This window comes from Deinococcus hopiensis KR-140, assembly GCF_900176165.1.
GTDB classification, from domain to species: domain Bacteria; phylum Deinococcota; class Deinococci; order Deinococcales; family Deinococcaceae; genus Deinococcus; species Deinococcus hopiensis.
In genome coordinates this window covers 115,441-139,628 of record NZ_FWWU01000006.1, presented here as the reverse complement: position 1 = coordinate 139,628, position 24,188 = coordinate 115,441, and the positions used below count along the sequence as shown (strand labels likewise).

Here is a 24,188-nt window from a genome sequence, read left to right as displayed (position 1 = left end):
ACGCTGGGAGGGCTTTCGCGTCACCTCTCACTTGTCCACCACGCGCTGGTGATGCCCATACGAATGACCAAAAACATTGGTGGCCTGGGGGCCTGGGGCTGCCCCGCGTGGGGGAGGGGCGTAGAGCAGGCCATTCCAGATGGGCCAGAAGGCATGGCCAGAATGTGAATTCATCGCGAGCATCCTTCCCCGCCACCTTTTGCCTGTCAGCGAGAAATCCTGACATTTAGAGGAAGTGGTTTCTCTCTGTACTTCGGGGCGTATTCAGAGGCGACGGCAGACGTAAGCCGCGAAAATTCCCGATGGACTGTACACCACCGATTCAAGAGCAAAACCAGTACGCACCAGCATGGGTTCAAGAAGCCAGGTAAAGGTACTGAATTCTCCGCGCACGTGGGCTTCGAGTTCTGCCCGTGGGAAACCTCCCGGTTGCTGCTCAGCCTGGGTCAACCAGGCCTCAATCCGGACGCCGCTTTCCTGAGGTTCAAAAGAGAACGCCAGATCACGGAGGCGAAGGACGCCACCAGGACGCAATGCGGCGTGCATCCGCCCTAAGGCCTGAACCTTCCAGAAATCCGGGAGGTGATGCAAGGTGTTCCGGCAGTAGACGAAATCAAAGTCACCGTCTGGAACGAATTGAAGGAGTCCGCTGTTTACGACTTCCAGATTGGTGGCAAGGGCTTGCAACGCCTTGCGGTGGAGCACCTTGAGCATGGTTTGTGAAATATCTACAGCCACCACGCGGCGGCACATCTTCGCCGCTGCAAGCGCGAATTCTCCGGTCCCCGCGCCCAGATCCAGCACCTCAGAGGTCGAGCTCAAGCCCAAGGCCTGGAGGAGCTGTAGCTCAGAGGTGGGGTCGAACCGCGCTTTCCGGTCATAGGCTGTCACGTGCTCTGCAGCGAGGTGTTCGGGTCCTGCTGCCTTTGCTTCATCAAATTGCCAGGTCATAGGCGTTCATTGAGCCATACGATGGACCGCGCTACATCTGTCATTTAATCAGCTGGAGCGGTTCTGTCGAGCGGTAAGCGTACAGTGAAGCCTCAGCCCAGCCTTCTCTGGTGGTCCGTTCCAGAAAAACGTTGACAGTTGCAGAACAGGCGAAGCGGGTAGATGACTCGCGCCTCACCTTGCGAAACTGTTAAAGGACCTTTGAAACACACCACCAGAGCCCTGAACGCACACGAATTGTCCCCTGCCCCGCTCTCCGGCTTGATCAAGCGCCTCGCCTTGCTGCTGCCGCATTGACGCCTCAATTCCCAAGAGATAGACGCAAATGAACCTGCTGCGTAAGATCGGCACGCACCGCTCGGGGCTCGAACAGCGGACCGGGTAGGTATGAGCGCGGAGAACCGATCCCTGGGTCTCATTGCCCTGCTGCTCGGCCTCGCCGCTTGCGGCGGCTCGCCCACGCCCGGGAGGTTTGTCTGGGCACTGATTGCAGGTCACGGGTTCATTTGGGCCTGTGGGGCAGGCACCCCGCTCAGGGGACGATCACCACCTTGCCCTGCACCGTGCGGGATTCTGCGAGTTCCAGCGCCGCGGCCGCCTCGCTCAGCGGAAACCGGGCGGCAATGCGTGGGGTAATGGCGCCCTGCTCCAGCAGGTCCAGCACCGCCAACAGGTCCTGGTGAAACCGGCGACGGAAGGCCGCCCGGCCCACGGAATGACCGGCCCAGAAGTTGTAGAACGCGACGTGGTGCGTGTTGGGGAGCGCGTTCCAGAGCGTGAGCTGGGCCATCAGTTTCACAAAGACGCTGACCATTGAGTCTGTGCCGTTGAGGGCCGCCGCGTTGCCGTACGCGATGAGGCTCCCACCACGGGCCAGTAAACTGAAGGAGACGTGCGTACTCTCCAGGCCGAGGTGGTCGAAGGCCGCGTCGACGCCCCCGGGGGCCAGATTCCGGACACGCGCCGCCAGGTCCCGAGCACTGTAATCCACAGGTTCGACCCCCATCGCCTGCAGGGCACCGTGGTGCCTTGGCGCGGCGGTGCCAATGACCCGGACCCCGGCGTGGAGGGCGAGCTGACTCAGGACCGTGCCGACGCCGCCATTGGCACCGTGAACCAGGATGGTCTGACCTGCCTTGACGTGCGCCTGGCGGTACAGCATCTGCCACGCCGTCACGCCATTGACGAGCACCGCTTCGACCAGGGCCGGATCGAGGGCGGGTGGGACGGGCACCAGGTCGGTCGCGGGGACGAGGGTGTGGGTGGCCCACCCGCCAGTCTTGGTCACGGCAGCGACCCGCGTCCCAATAAGGTGCCCGTCAATGCCTGGGCCCACAGCGCGCACCGTGCCCACAAAGTCGTAGCCGGGGACGAAGGGGAATTTCGGCTGTCCAGGGTAAAGGCCACGCCGCATGGATTGCTCGGCGAAGGACACGCCGCTGGCGTCAATCTGGACCAAAGCCTGACCTGCGACGGGGATGGGAAGGGCGCGTTCCCGAAGTTGTAAACCGGAGGGTTGGACGAGGCCGGGCATCACAATTTCGGTGGTCAGAGTGCTGGCGTTGATCATGAGGGTGCTCCTGCTAGGAAAGGCTTGAAAAGATGTTATTGCGTGACTGATCACTCACTATAGGAAGAAGGGCTTGACCTGGCTAAAGCGTGGACCCTAGGGGCGCTCAGAGCCGACGTCTGGGGGATGGCGGAAGCCGGAGGTGAGGAGCTGTGCCCAGGGGGCGTCCTCGGCATCGAGGGCAGCCGTAACAATGAGGTGACACAACTGGCCGTACGCCATGAACCGTTGAACCGCCTCATCGGAGGCGCCAGAGCGACTTTTGACGAAAGTCGTGATCCGTTGCAGCCCCTTTCGCAGGGCTGTACCGATCTCTGGAACGTCCGCCGCGGATTGGGCGTGGACTTGCAGCATGATGAGGGAACGGTCGGAGATCAGCTCGGCGTAGGCGCCTCCCATGGCCCACACGACGCCCTCCGGTGTCTGATCGGTACTGGCCTGGGCGCCGCGAATCAGCGCCGCCTCCACAAGGTGAAAACAACGGTCAAGCGTGGCGACGAACAGGGCCTCTTTGCTGGGGAAGAGCTTGAAGACGTAGGCGGGGGAAATCCCGGCATGCTCGGCCACGGCGGTGATGGGTGTGCCCAGGTAACCGGAGCGGGCGAAGACGACCACAGCACTTCTCAGGACTGTTTCACGGCGCGCTTCGGCCGTGGAAAGAGGGCTGTTGACAGGCGTCATGTGAGTGAGTGTACACTCACCAGCTGAGGAGAGCAAGTGGGAGGACGAGACAGTGCGCGGCGACTGAGGGTGGGCCCATTCTCCCCGCGTAGGGGCTGACCACTTGCGCCGAACTGCTGGAAACCGAAACGGGAGTCGCTCCCATGCCCGGGTACACCGCGTTTTGCGGTCCACGGGCGAAGAACGTCAGCGTGATCTTGGCGGTCTGCCGAGCCCCGCTTGAAGCGGGCAGTTGATCCGCGCCTCAGGCGATTTTGGGTCTGTCTTGCGCGTCTCCCGGCTGTGAGGTGCGGCGCACTTCCGGTTTTTGCGCTCCAGTTCTTCAATCCGCTTTTTCAGCCGCACGTTTTTTGCTCAAAGGGCGCGGTTCTCAGTTACAGGATGCTCGAATTGCTCAGCATGTTTCCGGATACCCTCGGCGAGATCCTTCTCCGGAAGCGTGTCCGGCATACCCCACCTTAAAAGCAATTCCTTTACTCAGGATGCGGGAGGAGAACTTGTGGATCAGGTACAGTGCCTTCCTTCCAGGAAATTAAAAAGGCCTCTTCCACTACGCTGGGGATATGACCTTGGCCCATCGTGATGCTCTGCTCTCCGAGCTCTGTGGCCAACGCTGGCCCTACCGGCCGTTGCTGGACGCTCTCGATCTGCCAATCAACAGCGACATCCTGGATATCGGAGCCGGCGCGGGCCAGCTCCTCATGTGCTTACACGAGCGTGGCCATCAGGGTGTACGGGTGGGGCTCGATCCTGTGCCAGGCCCTGGAGTGCTCTGCGGTCAAGCCGAGACACTTGCTTTTCCGGATGCGTCCTTTGAGGTGGTTCTGTTCGTCCGCAGCCTATTTCACGTCACTGATTCAACGCAAGCACTCCGTGAAGCGCTGCGGGTTCTCCAACCTGGTGGCAAGTTGGTGGTCGCAGTACAGGGCGGATCGCACCTGATGATGTTCTGGTCCCTCTTTGGCCCTCCCCCGGAAGGGAATGACCCGATGACCCAGAGGGTTTTGCAAGAAGCTGGTTTGCAGCCAGCACGTCAAGACATCTATCTGGCTGTGAACTTGTCTCCTAAAGCCATTTGCGACATTGCCCGGACATATGCGCTACCGGAGCCCACCTTCGCGCCTGGAATTTTACCCGACCGCCTCCATCTGGCCACGTTCGTCTTTGTAAAGTGAAGGCCAGGTGCTACCACGGCACTCTTCCAATCTGGATTGGCCCGAGCACGGCAGATGCACAACCCACAAATGAGCGGCCGGAGGAACTGGCGGGCACCTCCGGACGGCCTCCGTGTGAAGTTGCGCCCCTGACTGTTCGTACGCCGTCACCAGCCAGGCAAAGCGGTCCTCACGTCCACCTCCGTTACGCAAGGGACTCAGGCATGACCCTCGTTTTCCGCAGGTGCAGTTGTTCGCATCATGGGTGCTCGGGCCACCAGTACAGCACCGAGCAAGATCAACCCTCCTCCGGACCACTGCGCTGGACCGACAGGCTCATGCAGCAGTGCAGCGGCGAGGACCAGGACGAAGACTGGTTCCAGGACGAGCAGCAGCGCTGTGCGGTCTGCCCCCAATCGCTGGGAGGCGAAGAGCGTTGCGGGAAGGGCCAGTACCGTTGGGAACAGCGCAACGACACCAGTCAAGCTCCACTGCTGTACCGTCGAGGGAAGATGTAACTGCTGGGTGTGCCACCCCAGCAATCCGAGGCCCAGCGCTGTTCCGAGCGTTGTGTGGGCCGTGACGGGTACAGCGGCTGCGCCGTTCAGGAGCCGCTCTCCCAGAAACAGGTAAAGCGCGTAGCAAAAGGAGGAGCTGAGGGCCAGGATCCAGCCCAACACGCTTTGATCGGTCGTGTCCGCTTGCCCTGCCAGCACCACGACGCCCAGCAAAGCGCAGGCTGCAGCAACGAGGTGGGCCGCCGCCGGGCGTCTGCCGCTCACCCACGTTAGGCCCAGTACCAGAGCTGGGCTCAGGTACAGGATGAGTGCGGTCGTGCCCGCGGAGAGGTGCGCAAGGGCCGTGAAGTACAGCGTGGTCTGCGCTGCGTAGAGCAGGCCCAGGGCAACTGTGCGGAGTTGGAGCGGCTGGGTCAAGCCCACCCGATACGAAAAGCTCCATAACACGCCGCTGGCCAGTACAAAGCGCCAGAACAGCAGTGTGGTTGTGCTCAGCCCGAATTCCGGCGCAAGCTTTCCGAAGATTGACAGTGTAGAAAACGTGAGGGCCGCTCCCAGGGCGCAGATAACGCCCAGGTGCTTTGCTTTCACCCGCGGAGGGTGGCGAAGGCGCGCACGGGAAATGTGCCCATCCCCTTGACCTTCACGGGCACGGCGCTGAAGGTAAACCCTGACGTGGGCAGTTGCTCCAGCCCGCGCAGGTGCTCAACGATCAGAATCTCCGCTCCCAGAAGCGTGGAGTGTACCGGTCTTGTTCCGCCGCTCGTGTCGTCAATGTTGAGAGAGTCAATGCCAACGAGAATCGCCCCCTGCTCCTTGAGGTAAATGGCGGCCGCTTCGGTGAGGAAAGGGTGCCCTTCAAAGTAGCGCTCACTCCCCCAGTGCTGCGCCCAACCCGTGTGGACGAGCACCGCTTTGCCACGGACGTCTGACGACACGAACGCTTCCCGGTCTACCGCCCGACCATCCGTTCCGGTCACGCGAACCACCAGAGCATCGAGGTCAGCCAGGCAGGCAAGGTCGAGTTCAGAGAGGTCTTTCCCATCAGCGTACCGGTGAAAGGGACTATCAAGGTACGTGCCGGTATTGCCGACCATTTCAATTTTCCCGATTTGGAAGGTTGTGCCCTCGGCGTACTGCTGTCGCGAGGCCTCACGGTTGAGGAAGTCGCAGACAAGCGGGGCAGGGAAGCCCTGGTAGGTCACCATGCCCTCAACAATGGTGTGGCTGAGATCCACGAAGCGCGGTTCTTTTCCGGATCCCCGTGTGGGGGTCGTCGCTGGCTTTGCGCTCCGCTTGTGCTGCTCTGAGATGAGGCGTTTGTTGAGGATCCGTACCTTGCGGACCATCAGCAGGCGCAGGTCCCTCACGATGTAATCGGCGAGATCCTGATCGCTGATTTCTCCTTGCGCGAGGTCAAGGCGGAAGTCCTGGCCCTGTAGACCGCCGCCATTTGAGAAATCCACTTCGAAATCAAACTGCACCCGTCTATCTGCGGTGATCACGCCAAGAGTGTACGAACGCAGCATGGATGAATCAAACAAACAAAAGTCATGTCCAACATCTATTTTATTCATGTGCAGATCCACCAACTTGAAGCCCTGATCGCCATCGTAGAAGTCGGCTCATTTACACTCGCTGCCGAACGCTTGGGAGTGTCCCAATCGGCCCTAAGTCACGCAGTCGCCGCCCTGGAACGGGAACTTGGTGTGGTGGTGCTGGAGCGTGGTCGGCAAGGCTCACGGCCGACGGAGGTGGGAGAAAAGCTCCTCCCTCACGCCCGTGAGGTACTCGCCCGACTCGAGCGCATCCGGGCAGAGGCGAGGGGCGCCGCTCACCTGGTGACAGGGCGGGTACGGATCGGTTCGATTCCCAGCGCGACGGTGGATTTCCTGCCCCGGCTGCTGGCGGCCTTCGGACGGCAGTTTCCCAATGTTGAACTGGTCTTGCTCGAGGAGCCCAGTCAGGGAACAGGACGCCTCCTGGAGTGGCTTGGCTCACACACCATTGACTTGGCCCTACTGGAATTGCCGGTCACCGAATTCGAGACGGTGCCGCTGCTGCACGACGAGCTGTGCGCGGTGGTCCCCGCCACTTCGTACCTGGCCGGCCGTGTGGAGGTCCGGGTGCGGGAGCTTGTAGGGGAAACGTTCGTGTTGTCGAGGTACAGCAGTGAGCATTTGATTGAGGCCGCTTACCGGCATGAGGGTCTCACCCCGAATGTGCGCTTCGAAGTGCAGGACCTGGGAACGTTGGTGAGTCTGATCAGGGAAGGGTTGGGCATTTCCCTGGTCCCGAGGTTGGCGCTGCCCAGGGCACCAGAGGGGGTGGCGCTGCTCTCCGTATCACCGAGGCCGGTGCGTCAGCTGGGCTTCGTGGTGCGCTCCCTGGCAGAAGCCTCTCCCGCCGTACAAGCCCTGATCAAAGAGGCCAAATCGTTGACCAGCGGAGATCTGAAACATTTGTCATAAAGACCCAAGTATGCCGCGGCGGCTCGGCCCTCCCGTGCAACGCCCCCGCTTGCTTATGTTGCCTGCTACATGTAACACTGCGTCTGTTCCACAAGAAAAATGTTTGCGGTTAACGCCGCGCCGCCGCGCTTATCTGGGTTCCGCTCAACTACGCAACAATCGGGAAAGTCCTGCGATGCGGCGCTATACCGCAAGGTCCGTACTTTCTCCTACTCGCTCCGGCCGCATCTCAGGTGTACACGTCAACCTTTCGGAGCCCGTATGGGAGGGCCGCTTGGCCCAGAGAAAGGGGAGCCGCCTTGCTTCAACCCATCGCCACGGCACGCGTCGTGGACCATGTGCGTGAGCGTCTCCGCGCGGCCATTCTGGCTGGAGACCTCGCTCCAGGTACCCGCTTGAGCGTGCCCGAACTCGCGCGCCACCTCCAGGTCAGCCGCTCGCCGGTGCGCGAGGCCGTGCTGCTGCTGGTCGGAGAAGGGCTCGCGGTCGAGCATTCCCGCCGAGGTGTGGAAGTGGCGCGGCTGGGCCTCGCGGACCTGCTCGAACTGTACGACCTGCGTGCAGCCCTGGACAGCCTGGCGGCGGGACTGGCCGCCAGCCGAATGTCAGGCACCGACCTCGCGGCCCTACGGGGCGTCCTCGACGCCCAGGGGGCCGCTGCAACGCTAGATCCACGGGGATTTCGGGAGCTTGACGCGCGCTTTCACCAGATCATCGTGCAGACCTGCGGCAACGCGCGGCTGACCCGTCATGCGGAGCTGCTGGCGCGGGAGATGCGGCTCGCGGGACCACTGCTTCTGAATACCGTCCCGCACCTGCGCCTGAGCCACGAGGAACACCGCACCATCGAGGCGGCCCTGCGGCAACGGGACGCCCCTGCCGCCGAACAGGCCATGCGCGCCCACCTGACCCGCGTGGCCCAGGCCGTCCGTACCCACCACGCCCAGGGCCACCACACCTGATTCACGCTCAAGGAGATTCCCATGCGCCCCACTGCCCTGCTCACCCTGACCCTCACCGCTTCCCTCTCCACCCTTTCCAGTGCCCAGGCGCAGGGCACGATCAAGATCGGGGCCATCACCTCCGTCACCGGGCGCTTCGCCGAGTTCGGCAAGATGCAACTCGCCGGGTTTAAGGTCGGCGTCGCCGAGGTCAACCGCAAAGGTGGGATTCTCGGCCGCAAGGTCGAACTCGTGATCGAGGACAACGCCAGCGATGTGAATAAGGGTCTGGCCGCCGCCGAGCGCCTCGTAAACGCAGGCGTGCCGCTCGTCATCAACGAGTATTCCTCCAGTCTGGTCAAGGCGCAGGCGCAGTACCTGTCGCGGCAGAAGGTGCCCAATCTGGTCATTACCAGCAGTGGCGACGACATCACCAAGCCGGGCAGCGACTACATCTACCGGCTCAACCAGCCTGCCACCGAGTACGCCCGGGTGATTCTGGACATCTTCAAGGCGAACAAGTTCAAAAGCATCGCCGTCATCGCGGGCACCGGGGCTTTTGAAAAGAGCGTCGCCGACGCTGCCAAGGACCTCGCCCGGGATTACGGCATCACCCTCATGGAAGACCAGCGCTACGACAAGGGGCTGACCGACTTCCGCCCGGTTCTGAACCGCATCAAGGCCAAGAACCCCGACGGCATCCTGATGGTGTCCTACGCCGAAGACAGCGTGGCCCTGATGCGTCAGGCACGCGAGGTGGGCGTCAAGCCCCGGCTCTTTGCCGGAGGCGCGGCGGGCTTCGCGCTGCCCGAGTTCGTCAAGGACGCCGGAAGCGCCGCCGAGAACGTGGTCACTGCGACCGCCTGGATTCCGCAGCTGCGCTACGCAGGCACCCAGAAGCTGAACGTGGAGCTGAAAAAGGCGCTGGGCGGCCAGGACCCCAGCTACCACGCGGCCCAGGCGTATGCGGGCGTGCTCGTCGCCGCCGAGGCGATTCGCCGGGCAGGCGGCACCGACCGCGAGAAGGTGAAGGCGGCGCTCAACGGCCTGACCATGCAGACGGCGTTCGGCCCCATCCAGTTCAAGGACTTCGACGGCTTCCGCAATCAGAACCCGCTGGCGATGGTGGCCCAGCAGGTGCAGGGCGGCGCGTTCGTGCCCGTCTATCCCAAGTCGGTCATCCCCCGCCCCATCCGGTTCGAGCGCTGAGATGCCAGGGCCCTTTCGTTCTGGGCTCCGGGGTCTCGCCGCCCTGACGCTGCTTTCCAGCGCACTTGCCCTTGCAGACACGGTCAAGGTGGGGGCGATCACCAGCCTCTCCGGGAGGTTCGCCACGTTCGGGCGGATGCAGCAGGCGGGCTTTCGGGTCGCCCTCGAGGAGATCAACGGCCGGGGCGGCATCGGCGGCAACAAAGTCGAACTGCTCCTCGAAGACGACGCGAGCGACACCAACAAGGCCCTCAACGCCGCCGAGCGCCTCGTCGCCTCTGGCGCTCCGGTGGTCATCGGCGCGTACTCCAGCAGCATCACCAAGCCGCTCTCGCAGTACCTCGCCCGCGTGAAGGTGCCCTTGATTGTGGCGACCGCCGTGGACGAGACGATTACCAAGCCCGGCAACGCTTACACCTTCCGGGTGAACAACCAGTCGAGCGTCTATACCCGCAGCCTGATCGAGCAGCTGCGCAAGATGGGCGGCATGAAAACGGTGGTCGTGCTCACCAGCAACGACGCCTTCGGCAAGAGCGTGCTGACGGACGCGACCATCCTGCTGCCGCGCGCCGGCTTTACCGTGCTGGCGAAAGACACCTACGACAAGGGCCTGACTGACTTCCGTCCGCTGCTCAACCGCTACAAGGGTCAGAACCCGGACGTGGTAATCCTCGCCAGCTACGAGGAAGACGCCGTCGCCCTCGCCAAACAGGTCAAGGAAGTCGGCCTCGCGCCCCGGGTGATCGCGGGCATCGCCACGGGCTTTGCGCTGCCCGACTTCCTGAAAAGTGCGGGCAGCGCCGCCGAGAACTACCTCGTCACGATGGTCTGGAACCCGGACGTGAAGTATTCGGGAGCCGAGCGCCTCTACACCCGGCTGAAAAAAGCGCTGGGGGGCGAGGAACCTTCGCAGCACGCCGCGCAGAGTTACGCCGCGATGCTCGCCGCCGTGGACGCCATTCGCCGGGGCGGCACCGACCCCGAGAAGGTCCGGGCGGCCCTTACGCAGACGAAGCTCTCGACCGCCTTCGGTCCGGTAACCTTCCGCAGTTACGGCGGATACCAGAACCAGAACAGCGTGGTTGGACTGATTACCCAGGTGCAGGGCGGAAAATTCGTCACGGTGGCTCCCGCCACGGCGGCGCGCGGGAAGGTTATCTTTCCGAAAAGATAAATTGGGAGGGGCAGAGCGCCCAGCGCTTTTGCTCCCCTTTCCGAGGGAGAATCTATGGACCAGGCTGCCGTCACGGCGCTCTTTCAAACGCTGGCGCAGGGCCTGCTCACGGGCGGACTGTACGCCCTGATCGGCACGGGCCTGAGCCTGATCTTCGGGGTGATGCGCGTGATTAACTTTGCGCACGGCGACTTTCTCGCCATCGGTATGTTCATCACGCTGGCCCTGTTCCGCACCTTTCATGTGGACCCCTACGTCAGCCTGCTCGTGGCTGCGCCCGTGGGATTCGCGCTGGGCTTTTTCATCCAGCGCTTCGTGCTCGCGCGGCTGGGTGACCGACTCAGCGAGGGCAGCATGCTCGCCACGCTGGGGCTGGGCCTCATCATCAGCAACACGCTGCTCCTGACCTTCGGCGCGCAGCCGCAGAACATCAACGTGCCCTACGCGACGAGCACCTTTCAGCTGGGCGGTATCCAGATCAGCATTCCGCTCCTGATCGCCGGTCTGGGCACGGTGGTGGCGATCACAGGGCTCAACCTGCTGCTGTACCGCACCGAGCTGGGCCGCGCCATCCGCGCGACCTCGCAAAACCCGCTGGGTGCGGAGCTTCAGGGGGTGAAGACCGCCCACATTCAGGCCATTGTGTTTGGCCTGGGCGTGGCGTTCGCGGCCATTGCGGGCGTGCTGCTGATGCCGCTGCTGTACGCCTTTCCCACCGTCGGGGAAAACTACACCACCAAGGCGTTTATCGTCACGGTGCTCGGCGGCCTGGGCAGCCTGCCGGGAGCCATTGCCGGAGGGCTGGTGCTCGGCCTGATCGAATCGCTGGGGGCCTTTTACATCAGCAACAATTACCGCGACGCCTACGGCCTGGTGGCCTTTTTGTTGGTGCTGTTGCTACGCCCGGAAGGGCTGTTCGGGAAGACGGTGAAGCGCGTATGACCACCACGGCTCCGCTTTCCACTCCGCGCCCGCGTGCCCTTACCTTCGGCAATGTCTGGCTGAGCCTCGCGCTGCTGGCCGTGATGCTGCTGTATCCGTTCGTCTTCGGCAAGGCGCTGAATTTCGGTGTATCCACCCTGATCTTCGCGGGGCTCGCCATGAGCTGGAACATCCTGGGTGGCTGGGCCGGACAGACCAGCCTGGGGCACGCCGCGCTCATGGGTGTAGGGGCGTACACCATGACGCTGCTCGCCATGCCGGACCGCGTTCCGACCTTGTTCGGCGGCCCGGTCGCTCCCTGGTGGGGCGCGCTGATCGGGATGGGGTTGGCCGTGCTGCTCGCCGCCGTCTGGGGCGCGCTGACATTCCGGTTGCAGGGCAGCTACTTCACCCTCTCGACCATCGCCGTGGCGCTGGTGCTGCGGCTCGTTGCCATCAACAGCGAGTGGACCGGCGGTGCGGAGGGCCTCTTTATGCCGGAGCTCCCCACTCCCTTCGGGCTGGACCTCTTCGACCGCAAAGTGGAGTACGGGCTGGCATTCGCGTTCGTGGCCCTCACGCTGCTCGTCACGCACCTGCTGCGCCGCTCCCGGCTGGGCTACGCCCTGCAGGCGGTGCGCGAGGACGAGGACGGAGCGCGGGCGCTCGGCATCGACCCGGCGCGGATGAAGCTGATCGCGTTCATGCTCAGCGCGGCGCTCACGGCCCTGGGCGGCAGCCTGTACGCCGTTTACCTGCAGGCCTTCGAGCCGCACACCCTGCTGGAACTGCCCCTCAGCGTGCAGATTGCCCTGATGGCGATTATCGGTGGGCGGGCCAGCATTCAGGGGCCGGTGATTGGCGCGCTGCTGCTGGCGGTGTTCGGCGAGGTGTTCCGGACCATGTTTGCCAACGCCAACCTGCTGATCTACGGGGTGCTGATCCTCGCGGTCACGCTGTTTGCGCCGAACGGCGTGCTCGGCCTCTTCGGTCGGGGTGGGCGCAAGCTGGGGACGGCGAGGTGACGGCCTCCCCGAATTTCCCCGAACTCACCGAGTCTCCGGGGGAACCCGCCCGCACGCCGCAGGGACCGCCCCTCCTCACGGCCGAGCGCGTCACAGTGCGTTTCGGCGGAGTGGTCGCGGTCAAGGACATCAGCCTCCAGGTTCGCCCAGGCGAGATCCTCGGGCTGATCGGGCCGAATGGAGCGGGCAAAACCACCCTGTTCAATGCCCTGACCGGCTTCGTGCGCCCGAGCTCGGGCCGGGTCAGCCTGGATGGGCGCGACATCACTCCGCTGGCACCTCAGGTCCGCGCCCGACTGGGCATGGCCCGTACCTTTCAGGTCGAGCGGCCCTTTGAGGACCTCAGCGTGCTGGAAAACGTCCTGGTCGCCAGCTTCCTGCGCCACCGGGGACGGGACGCCGAGGACCGGGCCTACGCCGTGCTCGAACGGGTGGGGCTTGCAGACCGTGCCACGCAGCCCGCCAGTGAGCTCAACCTCGCCCGCCGCCGCCGCCTGGAACTCGCCAAGGCGCTCGCGCTCGAACCTCGGCTCCTGTTTCTGGACGAGAGCATCGCGGGCCTCAATCCCCCCGCGCAGCAGGAGATGGTCGCCCTGATTCGCACGCTGGCCGCCTCCGGCCTGGGCATCGTGATGGTCGAGCACATCATGCACGTGATCATGGGCCTGTCAGACCACGTGATCTGCATGGCGTTTGGAGAACTGCTTGCCGAGGGTCGCCCCCAGGCCGTCGCCACCCATCCGGACGTGATCCGCGCCTACCTCGGAGACGACCATGACTAGCCCCGTTTCGACTGGCCTTTCTCCTCAACCGGCGACCGTTCAGCGCGACCGCGTTCTCAACGCCGAGGCGTTGGAGGTGGCTTACGGCGAGGTACAGGTCGTGTACGGCATCTCGCTGCATGTGGACAAGGGTGAACTCGTCGGACTGGTTGGTGGCAACGGCAGCGGCAAGAGCACCATTTTGCGCGTGCTGTCGGGCATGCTCCGGGCCAGGGCCGGAACCGCCACCTACCGGGGTCAAAACCTCAACGGCGTGCCACCACACCGCATCACGGACCTGGGCGTCGCGCACGTCCCGATGGGACGGCAGCTGTTCGGGCAGATGTCGGTTGAGGAAAACCTCCTGATGGGCGCGTACCTGCCCCGCACCAAGGCGAACCGCGCCGCGAACCTCCAGAAGGTCTACGACTTCTTTCCCCGCCTGACCGAAAAGCGCCTGACCTCGGCGGCGGCCCTGTCCGGCGGAGAGCAGCAGATGGTCGCCATTGGCCGTGCCCTGATGAGCGAACCCGAGGTGCTGCTGATGGACGAACCCTCGCTGGGCCTGGCCCCGCTGGTGGTGAGCGAGGTCATGCGCGTGATCGGCTCGCTGCGCGAACTGGGGCTGACCGTGCTGCTGGTCGAGCAGAATGTTCGGCAGGTGCTTAAGGTCACGGACCGCACCTACGTCCTGGAACTCGGGCGGCTGGTCAAGGAAGGCCCCAGCCAGGAGCTGATGGGGGACCCAGACATCATCAGGGCTTACCTGGGGGTGTAGTCTAGGGCGCTGGCCTCTTGCAGCCCCTTGCGCTCGTCCCATGACGGCGGTTCAACGCAGGCTCTTTACCGCCGCGCCGCACAGTGGATTTCGGATAGAGCTTCTCCGTCACATTGGCGGTCGCGGGCAGAGTCTTGCCCTCCCTGCGGACCACGCGCAGGGGGTTGTAGATGGGGTGCCGATGCCGCTTACCCAGAAGCCCCCATGAAGGGACCGCCTCCGTCCTGCTGGGCCAGGCTGGGGAGACCTTCGCTTCCAACGTGACGTACCCGGTCGGCGGCAGTCCCAGATCTGTCGCGTCAGGCGACGTCGACGGCAACGGTTGGACCAACACCGGCGGTGAGATTGTGGTACACGTCAACGGTACCCTCAGCCATGGGTGTTTCTCGGCATGCGCGTTTCAGTTTACCTCCTGAGTGCGGGGTGCTGCATACCGGAGAGCAGCGGCGTGGAGGGATGCGAGGAGGGCTTCTGGTCGGCCGGGGCCCTGGTCTGCCCCCCAGAAACTGGACACAACTGACTGGAGTTGATTGGCTCGCCGTAGAGCCGGGAGAAGGGGAAGCCCCTTCTCCCGGCGAGAAAGCGAGGATGACGTATGAAGCAGAAGCGGTTCAGTGAGAAACAGATCATCAAATTGCTTCAGGGCGCCAAAAAAGGCGAAAAGCCGATAGAGGAGCTGTGCCGAGAGGCCGGATGCAGTACGGCCTCCCTCTCCACTTGGAAAGCGAGATACGGCGACGCCACGGTCGATGAAGCCCGGCGGCTCCGCCAGCTCGAACGCGAGAACGAGCGGCTGTTGAAGCTGGTGGGCCAGCAGCGTCTGGAGTTGGAAGGCATGAAAGAGATCCTGGCAAAAAAGCGTTGACGGCCCCCCGAGCGCCGGGAGGCCGCCAAACACCTGGTCCATAAGAACATCCGGCAACAGCGCACGTGCGGGCTGGTTGGCCTCCCTCGGTCATCGTTGTCTTCCCTGGCACATCCCAAACACGATGGGCAGCTCAGCGCACGGATCAGGACGCTGGCCCGCGAGCATCCCCGCTGGAGATGCCGCCGGGTCCATGCCACCCTCCGCCAGGAAGGTGTTCAGGTGAACCGCAAGGCGGTGCACCGCCTCTGGAAGAGTGAGGGTCTTGCGCTTCTCACCCGCTGCAAGACGAGAAAAATTCGTACAGGACAACACATTCCGATGAAAGCCGAGCAGCCGAACCAGGTCTGGACCTATGACTTTGTCTTTGACCAGACCCCGGAGGACAACCCCTGAAAATCCTGACGCTCACCGATGAGTTCACCCGGTAATCCCTGGCCCTGCGTTGTGGGGCAGCTTTCACGTTTGTGGACGTGGAAGCTGCCCTGGTCGAGGTGATGCGGAAACGGGGCGTGCCGACCTTTATTCGCAGCGACAATGGCTCGGCGTTTATCGCCCACGATCTCAAGATTTGGCTGGCCGTGCAGGAGGTAGGCACCAAATACATTGACCCCGGAAAACCATGGCAGAACGGTGTTGCACAGAGCTTCCACGCCCGACTCCGCGACGAATTGCTGAACCTGGAGGTCTTTTACTCTGCTCGACATGCCCAGGTCCTCCTGGACGGCTGGAGAACGTTCTACAACAGCACCAGACCGCGTTCTTCCCTGGCGTACCTGACGCCCGACGAGTTCGCCCAGCGGTGGGGCCACCCCACCGCTCCACCTCGCGGCGTACACCCACCCTGAGCCGAGTCTCCAGTCCGCTTCGTCCACAAAACTGGGCCAGTCCAGCCCTTCACCTTGCTGCCCGTCTCGTCCACATGCAGGACGGGTTCTTCGAGCAAGGCTTCTTTCAGGCCGGCCTCAAACCCAGCGAGTCCCTGTGTGGCGAGGTTGAGGTGCAGCGCCAGTGTTCCTTCCCTGGGACGTTGGTCAGACAGCGTCTCGAGGACGTCACTGACGCGCTTGAAGGGGAGGAACTGGGCGACATTCAGGTACACCGCGAGGCCCTGGAACCGAGGGCCATACTGCACCTGACCCCGCACGTTCCCTGGAAACACCGCCTGTCGGCGGCGGTGACAGCCTGGACACACCTTCAGCCTGAGCGGCAAAGGCTCAGACCGCCGATGTCCCTCCCCCTGACCACAGGGGGAGGGACATCGGCGGTCCGCCTCAGCGGCCTTCATCCCAGTCCCAAGGCCCCCACTCCGAGTTCTGCCCGTTCAGGGGGAACCAGGGCCGTGCGCCAGACGACGGGTTGCCCACCTTTTCCCAGCCGGTGGGCCTGCACCTCGGCAATGGCGGCGAAGCCGGTGTCGGTCAGGAAATCCCACTCCAGGCGGTCGCAGAAGTCTCCCAGGTTCAGGCGGCGGGTCACGGTGGGCAACCCAGCCTTCCCCGTCAGGATATACACGGCGCCCTGGTCCCAGGAGATGACCTCGGCTGCGAGGCGAGAGGCCTCCACCGCTTGCACCTCGGTATGGGTGAGGTCCAGGCCCAGGGCGCAGTTCAGGGCTTTGCCGTCCCGGTCCCGCCAGAGGCGCTCCCCACCGTTTCCGCCAGGCGTGCCCTGCCACCGCACCTCGCCCCACCGCAGGGTCAGGTGGGCATTCTGGAGGTCCGCGCTGTCTTGCAGCAGCAAGTCGAGTGTTCCCCGTTCCTGAAGGCGCTGGATGTGGGCAAAACGCGCGTCCCGGCGAATAAGTTCTTCTGGCGTGAGGGTGAGGGCGAACTGGGGCGGGTGCGGGGCATACACGGTCTCGAACGGCATGGGGACTCCTGGGAGGTGAAGAGGCTCAAGAGGGGGTGGGGAACGGGACGAAGATCTGGCGCTTTGTTGAATGTTCGTGGAGCGGAACCACGCCGTCCTTTCTGCCTCCCGGCCTGCCCGGACGGTTCCTGAGACCGGAGCACTTTGTCTCGCCGGGCATCCGGTCCGTTGCCAAAGGAGCCAGGCTTCCGCTCTGCGGGGGCGGTGTTTGTGCTCTCCCAGCTCACCCTCGGCTCCGCCGCTTTGCAAGTCCCCCGCGTGAGGGGGAAGCCCGGCTCCTCGTCTTCCATGCGTTTCCGGTCGCCGGACTGGAAACGCTGCCGAAGCACTGCTCAGGCGCGGACGTTCGCGTTGCGGGCAAAGACGTTGTGCGGATCGTACTGGGCCTTGAGGACCGCCAGCCGCTGGAGCGCGGACGTGCGGAACACTTCTCCCACGCGCCCCTCCTCACCCAGGGCCAGGAAATTGCCGTAGGTACCGCAGGCAAACGGCCTGACCGCCTGCCAGACGTGTTCGGTGGCCTGCTGGGCCAGTTCGGCCGCCTCGGCGGGGTGTTCTCCAGGGACCAGGTGCGCGATCATCAGCACGGCGGCCTTGTCCCGGTGCGAGAAGGCGGCGCTTTCGGCCGGAATGCGCGCGAGTTCGCCGCCGAGGACGCGCAGCTGAACCAGCGTGCCCGGATTAAAGACCTGCATCGTGCCGTCTACCAGGGCGTCCAGGAAGGTGCCGTCCACCTGCGTCACAAACTGCGAGCGGATGAAGTGGCGAAAACCCCGGTCACCGGCCTGGGCGTACAGCGGCAGCCGCAGCATGCCGCTGTAGGGAATAGGTGCGACGGTATCGAGGACCGGGGTGCCCAGGCGGCGCAGGGGCGCGAGGACCGCCTCGCCCTGCGTCAGGTCACCGCTGTAACACATGGAAATGGCAACCAGGGGCTGCCCCACCGCTTCCTCGGGGACAAACGGCAGCGGGGGAGCGGCGAACAGCACGGCCTGCGTGGAGAGCCCGTCGTCGGCGGCGGCGGCAAGGCGCGCGTACTCACCCAGGATGCGCCGGGCGTCCACGCCGCTGAAGATGACGAGGCCGCCGAGTACTGTCCCGCCCTCGTGGGCCTCGAATTCGTACTGCGTGATGACCCCGAAGTTCGCGCCGCCGCCCCGAATCCCCCAGAACAGCTCGGGGTTCTCCCCAGCGCTCGCCCGCAGGAGTTGTCCCTCGGCCGTGACGAGCTCCACGGCCCGCAGGCGGTCCAGGGCGAGGCCATGCTTGCGCACGAACCAGCCGATGCCGCCGCCCTGGGTCAGGCCACCCACGCCCACTGTGGGGGTATCGCCCGCCGTGATCGCCAGGCCGTAGGACTGTAGGGAATCGGCCACCTCACCCCAGGTCAGGCCCGGCTGCACCCAGACTCGGCGCGTCTGGGGATCGGCCGAGATGGCCTTCATGGCCGAGAGGTCCAGGACCAGGCCGCCCTCCACGGTGCCGAATCCGGCGGGGCTATGGCCGCCGCTGCGGACGGCGAGGGGGAGGCTGCTGGCGCGTGCAAAGCGCACGGCGCACGCCACCTCCCGGGCATTCAGCGGCCGGACGATGGCGGCGGGATACAGGTCGGCGGCCGCGTTCCACACGCCCCGGACCTCCTCATACCGGGCGGAGGGGGGCAGCAGCACCTCGCCCATCACTGCGGCAGCGAGGGGTCCGAAGTCCACGGATGGGGTGGGGACGCGGGAGACTTTGGGGGTCGGGTCGGGGATGAATTGGGCTCCGAGGGTCTGCGTCATGGGGATTCTCCTTTCACGCCCTGGGCGTGATGAACAGACCGTAAATGAGGGGCCCTGATCCGGGCGTGATCGCCCCGGGGACCGCCTTTTGCCTACGCCGCACCTCCTCTGACCGCTACGCGGGCGCTGACCAACGGCCGGGTAAGTTTTCGACCCACCCCCGAAAAAATGCCGTCAGGACAGCCTTCCCGTCTCCTCGCCCTCAGCTTCCAAAGCTGACGAGCAGAGGGGGGCGAAGACAATGCACGGCGAGCGGCCCGGACCCGGAGAGCTACGCCGGAGAGGGGTGAGTGGGCAGAGCGTTCCCGACAGCGTCTTTTCTGTGCCCTTCTTTCGCATGCGCCGGAGCGGTCCGCCAACTGGGAGGTAAGCCGCTGGCAGGCGGTGGTGCACCCACCCTAAGCGGAGCGAGAAGCCGAGAAGTGGCGGGTGGCGTAGAGGAGGGGAACTGAACCCCCCACCTGGGAGTGTGTATGGGACCGGGTAAGCCGCGAATCAGGGTCCAGTCACGCCCCCGCGCCTGCGCTGCGCGCACTCGGCCTTTTTTCCTCCGCTCCCACCTTTTCCACCCAGGAGGCGCCCATGTTTCCTTCCCACCCCTCCATCGGCCTCTCGCGTGGACCTGCCTACTGGGTTCGCTCGCCCTGGGCCGCTGTCGTTACCACACGGCGAGGCCCCTGATGCGCCACCGCGGTAGGCCTCGCTCTCAGGCTGGGCGTTGTCCCGCAGATCCACGCCCGCGAAGAACGGTTCCGCATCCACGTGCACGATCTTGCGCGTCAGCGGCAGACAGGGCTGCGAGAGAAGGCAGGCGAGATGATCACGCCCTGCACACCTCGGTGTTGGCGCGGGGAGGTGGAGTCCCGGTGGTGGTATTCGAGGAACATTTTGCGCGGTTGCGGGTGGGACAGGTGACGCGCCGGAGGGACCGGGTGTGGAGGGACAGGCGCTTCGGTTCTCGAACGGGGGAATGGCTGGGCGACACGCCTACGCCCCAAGCAATGGATCTGCGCCTGAAAGCGTGAAGGCGGTGCTCAGGACGGCGTGGACGGTAGGTGTGGGGAGCGGTGCCCCCCCTTACAACCGCTGGTATCGTCGCCGTTCGCGCCACCGCCCATGGCTCAAGTCACCCGCTGGCAGAGTGAAGCAGACGCTGCAGCGCTGCACACCGAGCGTGTTCAGCAACGCGGGTGGATCCCGGACGGCGTCAAGCTGTGGTCAAATGGCCTGGGGCACGGACCTGTGCGGCGCTCCAAGGAGGAATTCCGGTGGAAGAAGCTCTGGGTGTCGTCGCCGTGTTCGGCAGCATTTTCGGTGGTGTGGTGGCCATTTTGAACGTCTCGGGACGCAACAAAATTCAGGTGTTGCGCGAAAAACGTCTGTTGGCCGAGGCGCAGCGCCCCGTGGCCCTTCCGGCACCTGCACCCGCCGACCCCCACGCCGCTTCCGCGCTCGCCCTGCGCCTACCTGAGCCACAACGCTCAGTGGCTCTGGCTCTCCTGTGCCAGCTTGCAGACGCGCCCGCCTCGCTTGACGCCCGCAGCCGTTACCTGATTGAGCAGACACAGGCCGAATACCTACCGGAAACGCTGCGCGCCTACCTCGACCTCAAGGATGGCGCCCGACAGCGGCTCTCCGTCCAGGGCATGAATCCCGAGACGCTGCTTTCCGAACAACTCGGCCTCATTCGTCAGGGAGTGCAAGACGCGCTGCTACTCGATCACGAGGCCGCCGACCGGGTGCTGACCCAGGGCCGCTTTCTGCGCGAGCGGTTCCAGATCACGGCTTCCAATGAGGACGCTGCACTGCCGCCCCACGCGTTGCTGAAGGTCTGAGGTGGAGAGCACTGGCCTATTGCCCGAACCTCAACCCCACACTGCTCGCTTGTTGCTGGGCAAAACCAGGGATTTCTCTACTATGCGTGCCAGCCCAGTACGTCGGCAGGTGATCGCCGCCGTAAGGCCAGGCGACGGTAGCCCTGCTGCCGGAAGTCCAGGTCGCCGTGCTGGTTGGGAAGCGGGCCGAGCCAGAATGGCGCTCCGTTGCCCCTTCACGGAAGCGGGACACCGTGACGTTGGTTTGTCTACACCCCAGTCCGCTGGGTTTTAACACGCGGCCACAGCAGCGTGTCTTGGCACTCGAGGTGCTCAAGCAAGCGGCCACGCTCATCCAGTCGCGGTGAATGCTCCACCGCCGCGCGGGCTTGGCGCAGGTGTCGACGTGCGGACTCTTTTTGACCGAGCCTGGCGAGCGAAATGCGCATGGGGAGAATGGAGCGCCGTGGGGGTGCGCCTTCTATGCGCGGCGCCGCATTCGGACAAATGTTCCGGGCCGAGCACGCGCCGGATGTTCGCACGTGTCCGGCCACACCTCCGTGGATCCCGTTTCCTGCCGCACCGAATTCTGAACAGTGACGAACCCCCTCAGCACCGTACTCGGGCTTGAAGGTCGATAGAATGCTGCTGGCTTTAAAACCAAATCCCTCCATGGGTGCCACGACCCCTACACCTTCTCCGTCAAAGCTCCCGGCCGCTTTACCGTAGAGGTGTTGAGCTGGAAAGGTACTTCTGCAGCGCAGGACGTGCTGTTCCGCTGGTCCCGGCACGGGTGTAGAGAGCCAGTCCCCGGGCACGCGAAAGCTTCAACCAGTCATAAAGCTGGAGGGATGGTGAGGAAGGGCAAGGTTCACTACCATGCAGTAGGAGTTCTTGAAGTGCGCACCGAACATGGTGCGCACGCAGAGACCCACCACGGACGGTTTCGTTCTTGGAAGAAGAGGAGTGAAGTATGCCTGCAGGAAGAGTGAAATGGTTTAACGCGGAAAAAGGCTTTGGATTTATCGAGACGCCGGGGAGCCCGGACGTGTTCGCGCACTTCAGCGCGATCACAGGCAGTGGATTCAAGAAGCTGAACGAGGGGGACGAGGTCGAGTTCGACGTGGAAGAAGGCCAGCGCGGCAAGGGCCCACAGGCCAAGAACATTGTCGTCACGAAGGCCGCTCCAGCCCCTGCATACGGTGACCGCCCCCAGCGCCGCGACGACCGCTGGTAAGCAACCCCAACGATGAAAAAGAGAGCCGTTTCAGGCTCTCTTTTCCTTTGCACTCTTCCTACGCCCGGAGAGTCGCCAGCACCCCTTGACATCCACCACCGCCACTCGCCCGAAAGAGCGCCAGACTGTTTGTCCCTGAAAACAGCAGTTCCGCGTCCCCTTCGGTGGGACCAGGCGCGTGCAGCACATGCCGAGCATGAGCGCATTTGTCCGAATTGCGCCGTGCGTGGGAGAGCACCCCTCGGGGTTCCACGCTCCCCCTGGGTCACCTCCAGGGTGTCCTGCGCTCGCCCTCACTCCACCGTCAATCCGCACGCACAATGAGCCACTGCTGGTTGTCTCCATCGTTGCTGTCCCACTGGATGATCCTGGCCGTGTTGGTGGCGGGGTCGGTGTTGTTCAGCGACCCCGCGTTCACGTCCAGCGCCTTCTGACTGCCACGGTTGATCAGCTTGTAGTAGCCCTGGCCGCTGGGCTGAATCTGCCACTGCTGGTTGAGGCCACCGTTGCTGGCGTACTGGATTACGCCCGCCCCTCCAGCGGTACTGCCCCCGGCCACGTCCAGCGCCTTGCCGCTGTTCTTGTTGGTGAGCCGGAAGGACCCGTTGCCCAGATCCGAGATGATCCAGCGCTGGTTGTGGCTGCCGCTGTCATTGTACTGGGAGACCGCCGCGCCGTCCGCCGCTGATTCGCCGTATACCTCCAGCGCCTTCCAGCTGTTCTTGTTGAGAATCTTGTAGCTCTTGCCGCTGGAAAGGGCCGTACTGGGGGCGGCCGCGGAGGCACTGTCGATCACCACCGTGGTGATCGAGGACGGGGCGAGCGTGAGGGCGAGGGACCGGTTACTCACCGTCACCGAGGCCAGCTGGGCGAGGTTTTCCGTGCCCGAGGTTCGGTAGAGCCGGGCCGTGCCGCCGGTAGACGTGAAGCCGCTCAGGTCAAGGGTCACCGGGGTCGCGCTGCCCGCGTCGTTGATCGCCACGACCACGAGTTGGTTGGTGGTGTTCAGGGCCGCGACGGTGTTTGTCCGGCTGATCGGCAGAATCTGGGCGCCGGGCCGAATGAATTTGCTGAACTGGCCCATGCCGAAATAGGCCTTTGTGCGGCCAAAGGTCTCGCCAGAGACGAGGTTGGCCTTGATGAGCCCCCAGGTGTGGTTGGCCCCGGCGCTGCCGTCGGCATGTTCCACCGCCTGCCAGTACACCCAGGCCTCCGCCTGAAGGTCGGTCAGGTCCTTCTGGATGGTCCCGGCCAGCCGCAGGGCCGTGGACAGCTGGTTTTCGGGTGTGTTCCCTACGTCGCAGCATCCGTACTCGGACATCCACAGGCCCTTACCGTACCTCTGCGCCGTGTTGCGCAAAACGCTGCGGAGGCTGCCCTTGTAAGCGTGCGAGTTGATCTGGCGGATCAGCGATCTGGTGGTGTCCGGATAGCTCAGGAACTCGGTGTTCGTCAGGTCGATGTCGGTGGTGTCCATCGCGCTGAGCGGTGTGGTGACGCCCTGACGTCCCAGCGCGGCAGCCACAGCTCCAATGATCTTCGGCTGTTCGGCGCGGGTCACGTTCATCCCTTCCTGTTTGCCGGTGGAAAACCAGTACCCGGAATCCGGCTCGTTCAGGGGAGCGACGGTGGTGAACTTGACCCCCTCCACGTCCCGGAAACGCTTGAGAACCGTGGCGACATAGTCCCCATAAGCGTTGTACTGGTCGGTCCGCAGGTTGTTGTAGCCCGGAGAGGTGGCCCCGGCGGTGCAGCGGTTGGTCAGCATGTAAGAGGGTGCCGAGTTGACGAAGGCTTCCAGCAGATTCGCGCCCCGGGCCTGCGCCGCCTTCAGCACCCAGCGCTGGTTGGCGTCCCGTGCCCAATCATAGACGCCGGGCGCGGTCGACAGGCTCTGGACGTTGCCGCCGGGCCGCATCTGGCCCCGGCAGACGTTATCGGGGGCGTCTGCGCCGAGGTTGTAACGGGCGACGGTGAAGTTCAGGCCAGCCGGGGAATACAGCGCGTCCATGATCCCGTCGCGCGACGTGCTGGACCAGCCCCCCACCACATTCGCCCACCACGCCAGCGAGGTGCCCCAGCCCCGGAAGGTCTGGTGCCGAATTCGCGTGTCGATGATCGCCGTGCTGGACAGGGTGGCCTGTGCGCTCAGCCCGCTGCCGGAGGCCCGGGGCGTGGAAGGCGCAGGTGCTGAGGTGCAGCCGAACAGCAGAAGGGTCAGGCCGGTCAGGGCAGTGAAACGCTTGTTCATGGGGAACTCCAGGAAACGCTCAGGGGCTGAGCGCGAGGGCCGGGGCCTGGTCCTGAACGTGAAGTTCGTCCAGGCGGACCGGGCGTTCGTAGCGGATCAGTTCGGTTCTGTAGGGCGGCAGGGTGATCACCGGGGGAAGCGCCGCTCCGTCCCCCCAGCGGGTCGGGTTCCGCCTCCCGGCAGGCCGGGCTGGAGTGCCGGGCAGGACGCACCT

Annotated in this window: 23 protein-coding genes; 14 read left to right on the top strand and 9 right to left on the bottom strand. The window is 64.3% G+C overall.

All coding sequences use genetic code 11. The features are described 5' to 3' along the window. Window positions 1-264: 264 nt before the first annotated feature. The 3 genes from B9A95_RS07365 to B9A95_RS07355 all read right to left on the bottom strand — a co-directional run bounded on the left by B9A95_RS07365 (window position 265) and on the right by B9A95_RS07355 (window position 3,202). Window positions 265-951, bottom strand: a complete 687-nt coding sequence (locus B9A95_RS07365) for a class I SAM-dependent methyltransferase (protein ID WP_084046286.1) — start codon at window positions 949-951, stop codon at window positions 265-267. Window positions 952-1,483: 532 nt separating this feature from the next. Further along, entirely contained in the window at window positions 1,484-2,521 is a 1,038-nt protein-coding gene (locus tag B9A95_RS07360) for a medium chain dehydrogenase/reductase family protein (RefSeq protein ID WP_084046285.1), read from the bottom strand. Window positions 2,522-2,617: 96 nt separating this feature from the next. After that, the gene (locus tag B9A95_RS07355) at window positions 2,618-3,202 is read right to left on the bottom strand and encodes a TetR/AcrR family transcriptional regulator (protein WP_084046284.1); all 585 of its coding nucleotides are present in this window, start codon (window positions 3,200-3,202) and stop codon (window positions 2,618-2,620) included. A 563-nt stretch (window positions 3,203-3,765) separates the two neighbouring features. Here B9A95_RS07355 and B9A95_RS07350 point away from each other — a divergent pair. Next, window positions 3,766-4,377: a class I SAM-dependent methyltransferase gene (locus B9A95_RS07350; protein ID WP_084046283.1), complete on the top strand. Its 612-nt coding sequence runs from the start codon at window positions 3,766-3,768 to the stop codon at window positions 4,375-4,377. Between the two features lie 197 nt (window positions 4,378-4,574). Here B9A95_RS07350 and B9A95_RS07345 read toward each other — a convergent pair whose 3' ends face one another. After that, window positions 4,575-5,465 carry a DMT family transporter gene (locus B9A95_RS07345; protein WP_084046282.1) on the bottom strand — a complete coding sequence of 297 codons (891 nt, stop codon included), beginning with the start codon at window positions 5,463-5,465 and terminating at the stop codon, window positions 4,575-4,577. Beyond that, window positions 5,462-6,379: a cyclase family protein gene (locus B9A95_RS07340; protein WP_212648269.1), complete on the bottom strand. Its 918-nt coding sequence runs from the start codon at window positions 6,377-6,379 to the stop codon at window positions 5,462-5,464. Before B9A95_RS07340 ends, B9A95_RS07345 begins: the two co-directional genes overlap by 4 nt. A 48-nt stretch (window positions 6,380-6,427) precedes the next feature. Between B9A95_RS07340 and B9A95_RS07335 the strand changes: the two genes are divergently transcribed. From B9A95_RS07335 to B9A95_RS31750, 11 genes are all read left to right on the top strand, one after another. After that, window positions 6,428-7,345: a LysR family transcriptional regulator gene (locus tag B9A95_RS07335; protein ID WP_084046280.1), complete on the top strand. Its 918-nt coding sequence runs from the start codon at window positions 6,428-6,430 to the stop codon at window positions 7,343-7,345. Window positions 7,346-7,644: 299 nt separating this feature from the next. After that, a complete protein-coding gene (locus B9A95_RS07330; RefSeq protein WP_084046279.1) occupies window positions 7,645-8,307 on the top strand; it encodes a GntR family transcriptional regulator in 663 nt (220 codons plus the stop codon). Window positions 8,308-8,328: 21 nt separating this feature from the next. Continuing rightward, window positions 8,329-9,495: an ABC transporter substrate-binding protein gene (locus B9A95_RS07325; RefSeq protein ID WP_084046278.1), complete on the top strand. Its 1,167-nt coding sequence runs from the start codon at window positions 8,329-8,331 to the stop codon at window positions 9,493-9,495. Window position 9,496: 1 nt separating this feature from the next. Then, the gene (locus B9A95_RS07320; protein ID WP_084046277.1) at window positions 9,497-10,669 is read left to right on the top strand and encodes an ABC transporter substrate-binding protein; all 1,173 of its coding nucleotides are present in this window, start codon (window positions 9,497-9,499) and stop codon (window positions 10,667-10,669) included. 54 nt (window positions 10,670-10,723) lie between these two features. After that, window positions 10,724-11,611, top strand: a complete 888-nt coding sequence (locus B9A95_RS07315) for a branched-chain amino acid ABC transporter permease (RefSeq protein ID WP_084046276.1) — start codon at window positions 10,724-10,726, stop codon at window positions 11,609-11,611. Beyond that, window positions 11,608-12,615, top strand: coding sequence for a branched-chain amino acid ABC transporter permease (locus B9A95_RS07310; RefSeq protein ID WP_084046275.1), 1,008 nt, complete (start codon window positions 11,608-11,610; stop codon window positions 12,613-12,615). The genes B9A95_RS07315 and B9A95_RS07310 overlap by 4 nt, the downstream gene beginning before the upstream one ends. After that, window positions 12,612-13,397 (top strand): ABC transporter ATP-binding protein, encoded by a 786-nt coding sequence (locus tag B9A95_RS07305; RefSeq protein WP_084046274.1) that lies wholly within the window; start codon window positions 12,612-12,614, stop codon window positions 13,395-13,397. Before B9A95_RS07310 ends, B9A95_RS07305 begins: the two co-directional genes overlap by 4 nt. Beyond that, window positions 13,390-14,154 (top strand): ABC transporter ATP-binding protein, encoded by a 765-nt coding sequence (locus tag B9A95_RS07300; RefSeq protein WP_084046273.1) that lies wholly within the window; start codon window positions 13,390-13,392, stop codon window positions 14,152-14,154. The genes B9A95_RS07305 and B9A95_RS07300 overlap by 8 nt, the downstream gene beginning before the upstream one ends. A 595-nt stretch (window positions 14,155-14,749) precedes the next feature. After that, window positions 14,750-15,019: a transposase gene (locus B9A95_RS07295; protein WP_084046272.1), complete on the top strand. Its 270-nt coding sequence runs from the start codon at window positions 14,750-14,752 to the stop codon at window positions 15,017-15,019. A gap of 96 nt (window positions 15,020-15,115) precedes the next feature. Then, on the top strand, window positions 15,116-15,415 hold the full coding sequence (locus B9A95_RS31755) for an IS3 family transposase (RefSeq protein WP_170928500.1): 300 nt from the start codon (window positions 15,116-15,118) through the stop codon (window positions 15,413-15,415). 77 nt (window positions 15,416-15,492) lie between these two features. Beyond that, a complete protein-coding gene (locus tag B9A95_RS31750; protein ID WP_139806563.1) occupies window positions 15,493-15,867 on the top strand; it encodes an integrase core domain-containing protein in 375 nt (124 codons plus the stop codon). Here B9A95_RS31750 and B9A95_RS36865 read toward each other — a convergent pair. The 3 genes from B9A95_RS36865 to B9A95_RS07275 form a co-directional block, all read right to left on the bottom strand. Continuing rightward, window positions 15,759-16,307 carry an IS66 family transposase gene (locus B9A95_RS36865; protein ID WP_084046271.1) on the bottom strand — a complete coding sequence of 183 codons (549 nt, stop codon included), beginning with the start codon at window positions 16,305-16,307 and terminating at the stop codon, window positions 15,759-15,761. The genes B9A95_RS31750 and B9A95_RS36865 overlap by 109 nt on opposite strands. Beyond that, entirely contained in the window at window positions 16,304-16,891 is a 588-nt protein-coding gene (locus B9A95_RS07280) for a hypothetical protein (RefSeq protein WP_084046270.1), read from the bottom strand. The genes B9A95_RS36865 and B9A95_RS07280 overlap by 4 nt, the downstream gene beginning before the upstream one ends. Before the next feature lie 332 nt (window positions 16,892-17,223). Then, entirely contained in the window at window positions 17,224-18,672 is a 1,449-nt protein-coding gene (locus B9A95_RS07275; RefSeq protein ID WP_084046269.1) for an FAD-binding oxidoreductase, read from the bottom strand. Window positions 18,673-19,940: 1,268 nt separating this feature from the next. On the opposite strand from B9A95_RS07275, the gene B9A95_RS07270 reads away from it, so the two are divergent. Together B9A95_RS07270 and B9A95_RS07265 are read left to right on the top strand one after the other, a co-directional pair. Then, the gene (locus tag B9A95_RS07270) at window positions 19,941-20,507 is read left to right on the top strand and encodes a hypothetical protein (protein WP_139806562.1); all 567 of its coding nucleotides are present in this window, start codon (window positions 19,941-19,943) and stop codon (window positions 20,505-20,507) included. A gap of 952 nt (window positions 20,508-21,459) precedes the next feature. Next, a complete protein-coding gene (locus B9A95_RS07265) occupies window positions 21,460-21,723 on the top strand; it encodes a cold-shock protein (protein ID WP_084046268.1) in 264 nt (87 codons plus the stop codon). A 304-nt stretch (window positions 21,724-22,027) separates the two neighbouring features. Here the strand turns inward: B9A95_RS07265 and B9A95_RS07255 are convergent, their stop codons facing one another. Beyond that, entirely contained in the window at window positions 22,028-23,974 is a 1,947-nt protein-coding gene (locus tag B9A95_RS07255) for an RICIN domain-containing protein (protein WP_084046266.1), read from the bottom strand. Window positions 23,975-24,188: the final 214 nt, after the last annotated feature.